Source organism: Pseudomonas sp. Sample_9, assembly GCF_004307535.1.
In the GTDB taxonomy this organism is placed as follows: Bacteria; Pseudomonadota; Gammaproteobacteria; order Pseudomonadales; family Pseudomonadaceae; genus Aquipseudomonas; species Aquipseudomonas mercuritolerans.
On sequence record NZ_RAZO01000166.1, the window covers coordinates 1 to 8,029 of the forward strand.

Sequence of the window (8,029 nt, forward strand, 5' to 3'; positions counted from 1 at the left end):
ACCAGAACCCGCGCAGTGCGCAGGCGACGTTGCTGGAGCGGTTGGGCAGCCCGATCTTGCCTGTCAGCAGCTAAAGCAAAGCCAAGAGCAAAAGCCCCTCACCCTAGCCCTCTCCCGGAGGGAGAGGGGACTGACCGAGGTGGATGTCAGGGTTACGCCGACTCGCAATACCGAGTCGATTTCAGGATTCGAAAAGCCCACAAATCGGCTCCCTCTCCCTCGGGAGAGGGCTGGGGTGAGGGGCAAGGCTCACGCAGTTCCTCAAACCAAACCCAATAAAAAGGCGATCCTAACGGATCGCCTTTTTTGTGCCAGCCAGTTACTCAGTGCACCGTGAGAATAATCCCCACCCGCGTCAACCAATCGGCCTCGAGGCCGAAATCCGCCTGAGTCAGCTGATTTTCATCCAGCCAGTTCTCCGGAAATTCCACATCGAGATGATCGCCACTGGCATGCAGCACTACCTGCGGCATCGCCTGGGTTCCGCGAATGTGATGGAACAGAATGGCGAACCGCAGTAGCACGCACAGGCGAATCAGTTTGATGCCGTCATCGCCGAATTCGGCGAACTTGTCCTTGGGAATATTGCGCCGGTGCCCGCGCACCAATAGCGCGAGCATCTGCTGATCCTCGCGGGAGAAGCCGGCCAGATCGGAGTGCTCGATCAGGTAGGCACCGTGCTTGTGATAGTGATAGTGAGCGATGTCGAGGCCGACTTCGTGGACTTTCGCCGCCCAGCCGAGCAGTTCGCGCCAGATGCCGTCATCCAGTTCCCAGTCGACGGCGACCTGATCGAAGGCGTGCAGGGCCTTGCGCTCGACCCGCGCCGCCTGTTCCAGATCGACGTGATAGCGCTCCATCAGCGAGGTCAGGGTGCGTTCGCGCACGTCTTCGTGATGATGGCGGCCGAGCAGGTCGTAGAGCACGCCTTCACGCAGCGCGCCTTCACAATGGTCCATGCGTTGCAGTTCGAGGGCGTCGAAGATCGCTTCGAGAATCGCCAGGCCCGCCGGGAAGATCGCGCGGCGATCAGGCTTGATGCCTTCGAAATCGATCTTGTCGGCGTCGCCCAGCTTGAACAGCTTGCGCTTGAGCCATGCCAGGCATTCGGCGTTGACCTCGCCGCTGCCGTGGCCGCCGGCCTTCAGGGCCAGACCGATGGCGCGGATGGTGCCCGAGGAGCCGATGGCTTCATCCCAGGTCAGGCGATGCAGGGCGTGCTCGATGCTCATGATCTCCAGGCGCGCCGCCGTGTAAGCCTGGGCGTAGCGCGCCGGAGTGATCTTGCCGTCCTTGAAGTAGCGCTGGGTGAAACTCACGCAGCCCATTTGCAGGCTTTCGCGCAGCAGCGGCTCGAAGCGCTGGCCGATGATGAATTCGGTACTGCCGCCGCCGATGTCGGCGACCAAACGTTTGCCTGGGGTGTCGGCGAGTGTGTGCGAAACGCCGAGATAGATCAGGCGCGCTTCTTCACGGCCGGAGATGACTTCAACCGTGTGGCCGAGGATTTCCTCGGCGCGGCGGATGAATTCGCCACGGTTGCGCGCTTCACGCAGGGCGTTGGTGCCGACGATGCGCACGGCACCGAGCGGCATACCGTTGATCAGTTGCGCAAAGCGCTTGAGGCAATCGAGGCCGCGCTGCATCGATTCTTCGTTGAGCTGGCGCGCGTCATCGATGCCGGCGGCCAGTTGCACCTTCTCGCCGAGGCGTTCGAGAATGCGGATTTCGCCGTTCTGGGCCTTGGCCACGACCATGTGAAAGCTGTTGGAGCCCAGGTCGATTGCGGCGATCAGGGACAGATTCTTGGCTTGGGATTGCGGCATGGTCAGGGGGTCTCGGTCGATAACCCCGACATCGTGCCACGATCAAACGCTGGCGCCAACGCGCATGGTTCAAACCGTTGATTCAGCGCAGAAAGTCTGGGGATCGCGGCGCGGCCATTCGCGAGCAGGCTCGCTCCCACAGGTGAACGCATTCCCATGTGGGAGCGAGCCTGCTCGCGAAGAGGGCATAACTGCTTCAGCAAATCTTCAGGCTGTCGCTTCCACCGTGCCAATAAAGTTCGCCAGCTCGGCCGTCTGCGGATTGGCAAACAACACCTTCGGATCGCCCACCTCATGCACCTTGCCATGGTGCATGAAAACCAATTTATCGCCGACTTCCCGGGCAAAGCGCATCTCATGGGTGACCATGATCAGCGTCATGCCTTCCTTGGCCAATTGCCGCACCACGCTGAGCACTTCATTGACCAGTTCCGGGTCCAGTGCCGAAGTGATTTCATCGCACAGCAGCACCTTCGGCGACATCGCCAGGGCCCGGGCAATCGCCACCCGTTGCTGCTGGCCGCCGGACAAGCGGTCCGGGAAGGCATCGAATTTCTCCCCGAGCCCGACTCGCTCGAGCATTTCCCGCGCCAGTTCGGCAGCCTTGGCCTTGGGTACTTTTTGCACCACTTGCGGCGCGAGCATGACGTTCTCCCCGACGGTCAGGTGCGGGAACAGGTTGAACTGCTGGAAGACCATGCCGACCTTCTGTCGCAGGCTGCGCAGATCAGCGCGGGCGGCGTCGAGGTATTCGCCGTCGACTTCGATCACGCCGTCGTTGATCGACTCCAGGCCGTTGAGTGTGCGCAACAGAGTCGATTTGCCCGAGCCGCTGCGGCCGATGATCGCCACGACCTGACCTTCCTCGACGCTGAGGTCGATGCCTTTGAGTACGTGGTGATCGCCGTAGTATTTATGCAGGGCGGAAATTCTAAGCAGAGGCATGCAGTCTCCTTTCCAGGTAGCGCGCACTGAGGGACAAGGGGTAGCAGAGCAGGAAGTAGCCGAGGGCGACGAGGCCGTAGACCATGAACGGTTCGAACGTGGCGTTGGCGAGCATGCCGCCGGTCTTGGTCAGTTCGGTGAAGCCGATGATCGAGGTCACCGCTGTGCCCTTGACCACTTGCACCGAGAAGCCCACGGTCGGCGCCACGGCGATGCGCAGCGCTTGCGGCAGAATCACGTAGCGCAGCTGCTCCAGCGGATTGAGCGCCAGGCTCGACGAAGCTTCCCACTGACCGTGGGGAATGGCCTCGACGCAACCGCGCCAGATCTCTGCCAGATAGGCGCTGGTGAACAAGGTCAAAGCGATCGCGGCGGCCATCCACGGCGAAATCTCGATCCCGGCCAGCGCCACACCGAAGAACACCAGAAACAGTTGCATCAACAGTGGCGTGCCCTGAAACAGCTCGATCCAGGTGCGGGCGATGCTGCTTGGCAGGGTGTTCTTCGAAATGCGCATCACCAGAATGAGCAGGCCGACGAGGCCGCCGCCGATGAATGCCACCAGCGACAGCGCCAGCGTCCATTGGAGGCCGGTGAGCAGGTTGCGCAGGATGTCCCAGAAAGTGAAATCGCTCATTGGCTGCTCCTCGCAATGAACCGCCGGCCGAACCAGTTGAGCAACTGGCGGATCAGCAGCGCCATGCACAGGTAGATCAGGGTGGTCAGCGCATAGGTTTCAAAGGCGCGGAAGTTGCGTGACTGAATGAAGTTGGCGGCGAAGCTCAATTCTTCCGTGGCGATCTGCGAACACACCGCCGAACCGAGCATTACAATGATGATCTGGCTGCTCAGCGCCGGCCAGACCTTGCCCAGCGCCGGCAGCAGGACGACGTGGCGGAACGCTTCGAAGCGGGTCATCGCCAGTGCCGCAGCCGCTTCCAGTTGCCCGCGCGGAATCGCCTGGATGCCGGCGCGGATGATCTCGGTTGAATAGGCGCCAAGGTTGATCACCATCGCCAGCACCGCCGCCTGCCACTCGGAAATCTGTACGCCGAGCGACGGCAGGCCGAAGAAGATGAAGAACAGCTGCACCAGAAACGGCGTGTTGCGGATCAACTCGACGTAGACGCCGAAGATCGCCGAGAACGGGCGAATCTGCCAAGCCCGCACCAGCGCGCCGACAATGCCCACGCCGACCCCGAGCAGCGCGCCGATGGCGGTCAGCTCCAGCGTGAACAAAGCGCCGCGCAGCAGCAGGTCGGTGTTTTCCACCACCGGCAAAAAATCGAACTGATAAGCCATGAAGGTCTCCCGCGCAGTCGATCAGAGATCGGCCGGCAGCGGCTCTTTCAGCCAGGTCTGCGAGTTCTTTTCCAGTGCGCCGTCAGCCTTGGCGGTGTTGAGGATGTCGTTGACCTTGGCCAGCAACGCCGCTTCGTTCTTGTTCACACCGACGTAGACCGGCGAATCCTTGAGCTTCACTTTCAGCGCCGGTACGCGCTTGGGGTTCTTCTCGCTGATGGCCACCATTACCACGTTGCCGCTGGCGATCAGATCGACCTGGCCTGCCAGGTAAGCGGCGATGGTCGAGTTGTTGTCTTCGAAGCGTTTGATGGTCACGCCTTCGGGGGCGACTTTGCTCAGCTCGATGTCTTCGATGGCGCCACGGGTGACGCTGATGGTCTTGCCCTTGAGGTCGTCGAGGCTGGTGATCGCAGCGTCTGGCGGACCGAACACGGCGAGGTAGAACGGCGCATAGGCGCGGGAGAAGTCGATGACCTTCTCGCGCTCGGCGTTTTTGCCGAGGCTGGAAATCACCAGATCGACCTTGCCGGTGGTGAGGAACGGGATGCGGTTGGTGCTGTTGACCGGGGTCAGTTCGAGTTTGACCTTTAGTTGGTCAGCGAGCAGTTTCGCCGTGTCGATATCCAGGCCGCGCGGCTTCATGTCCGGGCCGACCGAGCCGAACGGCGGGAAGTCCTGGGGCACGGCGACTTTCAGCGTGCCGCGTTTGACCACGTCGTCCAGACCGTCGGCGTGAGCGGGGGCCTGGCACAGCAGCAGGCCGGCAAACAGGGAAGCGAGGAGGGCGCTGTAACGCTGGGTCATGGACAATCTCCGGATCGGCGGGAAGTGGTTGCTGCGATCGGACAGAGCATGGCCCGTGCCAACAGGCGGATTTCGCCCCGGCAGGCCGCGGCACCAGCGGCTTCGTTCGGTCTTACTGGTCTGAACAGTCAGCTCGGTTTTCGCACTGCGATGGCGCATCGGCTGCACGCGCCGAACCCCGCTGGGGCACGACTTGCCGGACTCGACGAATAGCTTTACAACTAGCCGCACCTTGGCCCTGACGCGTCCGCACATCATGAATTCGATCTCCCGCGCCGTACCCGAAGTGGCGCTGCAAGCGATCCGCAAACTGATCACCGAGCAGGGCTTCGGTGCCGGCGACGCGTTGCCTTCGCAACGGGATCTGGCGCTGCAACTGGGCGTCAGCCGGGCATCGTTGCGTGAAGCGTTGTCGTCGCTCAGTGCACTGGGCGTGGTCAGCATTCAGCCGGGCAAGGGCGTGTTCGTGCAGTCACCGGTCGAATTGTCGCGCGGCGACAACGCGCCAGGCTGGTCGTTTGCGGCGCAGGCATCACCGCTGGATATCTTTCAATTGCGCTATGCGCTCGAAGGGTTTGCAGCAGGGTTGGCGGCGGTGACGTTGAGCACGTTCGATCTGGATGCGCTGGAAGACAACGTTGCGGCCATGCGCGAGCAATTGAAGCTCGGCGACTTCGAAGCGGCGGCGAAACTCGACTTCGAATTTCATCGACGGATCCTGCTGGCCAGCGGCAATCAGGCGATGCTGAGCATCCTCACCGCCAGCGCCGAGATTTTTCTCGAGAGCCAGAAACTGCCGTTCATCCGCGCCGAGCGCGCCATGGAAACCTGGCAGGAACACCGCAAGATCCTCCGCGCACTGGCCCGCCGTGCGTCGGGAGCAGCGCAAAAAGCCATGCAGGAACACGTGCGCAACGCTGCCCTGCGCACCGGAATCGCCTTCATCGCTCCCGCCACGGCGTGACTTGAGCTATACCCAAACTCATCAAGGGCCATAGCAACACTCAATCATCTGCGGCTTCCTGAACAAGGGAAGGGCGGCTATGATGGGCCACGTTTTTTTGCTTACAACCTGGAGAATTCCATGAGCAGCGATCTGATCAAACACGTTAGCGACGCTAGCTTCGAAGCCGACGTACTCAAGGCCGAAGGCGCTGTCCTGGTCGACTACTGGGCTGAATGGTGCGGCCCTTGCAAAATGATCGCACCGGTTCTGGACGAGATTGCCGAGACTTACAAAGGCAAGCTGACCGTCGCCAAACTGAACATCGACGAAAACCAGGAAACCCCGGCCAAGCATGGCGTGCGTGGTATCCCGACGCTGATGCTGTTCAAGAACGGCAACGTTGAAGCGACCAAGGTCGGCGCACTGTCGAAGTCGCAGCTGGCGGCGTTCCTCGACGCCAACATCTGAGCGTCGCAGTAAAACGCTGAAAAAAAGCCCCGCAAATCGCGGGGCTTTTTGCGTATTCAGGGCTAGACGCTCCGAAACTCAGGTGGTACATTCGGCCCCGCACTGGTTTCTCCAATGCCCCCTGCTAGCCGTCGCCGACGCACTCCTTTTCGAATTAGTTCGCGATCCTGTCGCCTTCTCCGCGGCGCGGCCTCATTAAGCCAAAAGCTTAATTTCCCCCCCTCCATAAATGATTACGTCATTCCTATATGAATCTGACTGAACTCAAGCAAAAGCCGATTACCGAACTGCTCGAATTGGCCGAACAGATGGGCATAGAAAATATGGCCCGTTCGCGCAAGCAGGACGTGATTTTCTCCCTGCTGAAAAAGCACGCGAAAAGCGGCGAGGAAATCTCCGGTGATGGCGTGCTGGAGATTCTCCAGGACGGCTTCGGCTTCCTGCGCTCCGCAGACGCTTCCTACCTCGCCGGCCCTGACGACATCTACGTCTCGCCGAGCCAGATCCGCCGCTTCAACTTGCGCACCGGTGACACCATCGTTGGCAAGATCCGCCCTCCGAAGGAAGGCGAGCGGTATTTCGCCCTGCTCAAGGTCGACACGATCAACTTCGATCGTCCGGAGAACGCGAAAAACAAGATTCTCTTCGAGAACCTGACGCCGCTGTTCCCGACCGTGCGCATGAAGATGGAAGCCGGCAACGGTTCCACCGAAGACTTGACCGGTCGCGTGATCGACCTGTGCGCGCCGATCGGCAAAGGCCAGCGTGGCCTGATCGTCGCACCGCCGAAAGCCGGTAAAACGATCATGCTGCAGAACATCGCAGCGAACATCGCGCGTAACAATCCTGAAGTTCACCTGATCGTGCTGTTGATCGACGAGCGTCCGGAAGAAGTGACCGAAATGCAGCGCACCGTGCGCGGCGAAGTGGTTGCCTCGACTTTCGACGAGCCGCCGACCCGTCACGTGCAGGTTGCTGAAATGGTCATCGAGAAGGCCAAGCGCCTGGTCGAACACAAGAAAGACGTGGTGATCCTGCTCGACTCCATCACTCGTCTGGCCCGTGCCTACAACACCGTGATCCCGAGCTCCGGCAAGGTCCTGACCGGTGGTGTCGATGCCCACGCCCTGGAGAAGCCGAAGCGTTTCTTCGGTGCCGCGCGTAACATCGAAGAAGGCGGCTCGCTGACCATTATCGCCACCGCGCTGGTTGAAACCGGCTCGAAGATGGACGAAGTGATCTACGAAGAGTTCAAGGGTACCGGCAACATGGAACTGCCTCTGGATCGCAAGATCGCCGAGAAGCGTGTGTTCCCGGCCATCAACATCAACCGCTCCGGCACCCGCCGCGAAGAGTTGCTGACCGCCGACGACGAACTGCAGCGCATGTGGATTCTGCGCAAGCTGCTGCACCCGATGGACGAAGTTGCCGCCATCGAGTTCCTGGTCGACAAGCTGAAAACGACCAAGACCAACGACGAGTTCTTCTTGTCGATGAAGCGCAAGTAATACGCTGGCGTTTCAACAAAGGACGCTCCCGCAAGGGGGCGTTTTTTTTGCCCCGAAAAATCTCGCGGCCATCACGGATATCTGTTGATGGGCCGATTTTTCGGCGTCGGCAGCGCACTCCCGAGTTCAAGGCCTGCGCCTTCGCCGCAGCGCGGGGGCCACAATCGAGCGATGACGGGCTGCTGTTTGCCCGTCAGAGCAGGTAGGATGTACGCCTATTTTGAGGG

8 protein-coding genes are annotated in these 8,029 nt (G+C 60.8%); 3 read left to right on the forward strand and 5 right to left on the reverse strand.

Annotated features, from left to right (window positions below; translation table 11 throughout):
• Nucleotides 1-323 precede the first annotated feature (323 nt).
• The 5 genes from ppx to D6877_RS09080 form a co-directional block, all read right to left on the reverse strand.
• Complete coding sequence (gene ppx, locus D6877_RS09060) at nt 324-1,826, reverse strand: exopolyphosphatase (RefSeq protein WP_130910547.1); 1,503 nt, start codon at nt 1,824-1,826, stop codon at nt 324-326.
• Nucleotides 1,827-2,033: 207 nt separating this feature from the next.
• Nucleotides 2,034-2,771: an amino acid ABC transporter ATP-binding protein gene (locus tag D6877_RS09065; protein WP_007911148.1), complete on the reverse strand. Its 738-nt coding sequence runs from the start codon at nt 2,769-2,771 to the stop codon at nt 2,034-2,036.
• Complete coding sequence (locus D6877_RS09070) at nt 2,758-3,408, reverse strand: amino acid ABC transporter permease (RefSeq protein WP_016772621.1); 651 nt, start codon at nt 3,406-3,408, stop codon at nt 2,758-2,760. The genes D6877_RS09065 and D6877_RS09070 overlap by 14 nt, the downstream gene beginning before the upstream one ends.
• Complete coding sequence (locus D6877_RS09075) at nt 3,405-4,073, reverse strand: amino acid ABC transporter permease (RefSeq protein ID WP_122612308.1); 669 nt, start codon at nt 4,071-4,073, stop codon at nt 3,405-3,407. The genes D6877_RS09070 and D6877_RS09075 overlap by 4 nt, the downstream gene beginning before the upstream one ends.
• 21 nt (nt 4,074-4,094) lie before the next feature.
• Nucleotides 4,095-4,880 carry a transporter substrate-binding domain-containing protein gene (locus tag D6877_RS09080; RefSeq protein WP_016772623.1) on the reverse strand — a complete coding sequence of 262 codons (786 nt, stop codon included), beginning with the start codon at nt 4,878-4,880 and terminating at the stop codon, nt 4,095-4,097.
• Between the two features lie 256 nt (nt 4,881-5,136).
• Between D6877_RS09080 and D6877_RS09085 the strand changes: the two genes are divergently transcribed.
• The 3 genes from D6877_RS09085 to rho all read left to right on the forward strand — a co-directional run bounded on the left by D6877_RS09085 (nt 5,137) and on the right by rho (nt 7,802).
• Nucleotides 5,137-5,844, forward strand: coding sequence for a FadR/GntR family transcriptional regulator (locus tag D6877_RS09085; RefSeq protein WP_073471078.1), 708 nt, complete (start codon nt 5,137-5,139; stop codon nt 5,842-5,844).
• A 120-nt stretch (nt 5,845-5,964) separates the two neighbouring features.
• A complete protein-coding gene (gene trxA, locus D6877_RS09090; protein WP_003206727.1) occupies nt 5,965-6,294 on the forward strand; it encodes a thioredoxin TrxA in 330 nt (109 codons plus the stop codon).
• A gap of 248 nt (nt 6,295-6,542) precedes the next feature.
• Nucleotides 6,543-7,802, forward strand: a complete 1,260-nt coding sequence (gene rho / locus D6877_RS09095) for a transcription termination factor Rho (RefSeq protein WP_003229334.1) — start codon at nt 6,543-6,545, stop codon at nt 7,800-7,802.
• Nucleotides 7,803-8,029 lie beyond the last annotated feature (227 nt).

What these genes read in the sequence shown, in the direction of transcription:
- ppx (WP_130910547.1), bottom strand. Translation starts at nt 1,826, where the DNA reads ATGCCGCAATCCCAAGCCAAGAATCTGTCCCTGATCGCCGCAATCGAC.
- D6877_RS09065 (WP_007911148.1), bottom strand. Translation starts at nt 2,771, where the DNA reads ATGCCTCTGCTTAGAATTTCCGCCCTGCATAAATACTACGGCGATCAC.
- D6877_RS09070 (WP_016772621.1), bottom strand. Translation starts at nt 3,408, where the DNA reads ATGAGCGATTTCACTTTCTGGGACATCCTGCGCAACCTGCTCACCGGC.
- D6877_RS09075 (WP_122612308.1), bottom strand. Translation starts at nt 4,073, where the DNA reads ATGGCTTATCAGTTCGATTTTTTGCCGGTGGTGGAAAACACCGACCTG.
- D6877_RS09080 (WP_016772623.1), bottom strand. Translation starts at nt 4,880, where the DNA reads ATGACCCAGCGTTACAGCGCCCTCCTCGCTTCCCTGTTTGCCGGCCTG.
- D6877_RS09085 (WP_073471078.1), top strand. Translation starts at nt 5,137, where the DNA reads ATGAATTCGATCTCCCGCGCCGTACCCGAAGTGGCGCTGCAAGCGATC.
- trxA (WP_003206727.1), top strand. Translation starts at nt 5,965, where the DNA reads ATGAGCAGCGATCTGATCAAACACGTTAGCGACGCTAGCTTCGAAGCC.
- rho (WP_003229334.1), top strand. Translation starts at nt 6,543, where the DNA reads ATGAATCTGACTGAACTCAAGCAAAAGCCGATTACCGAACTGCTCGAA.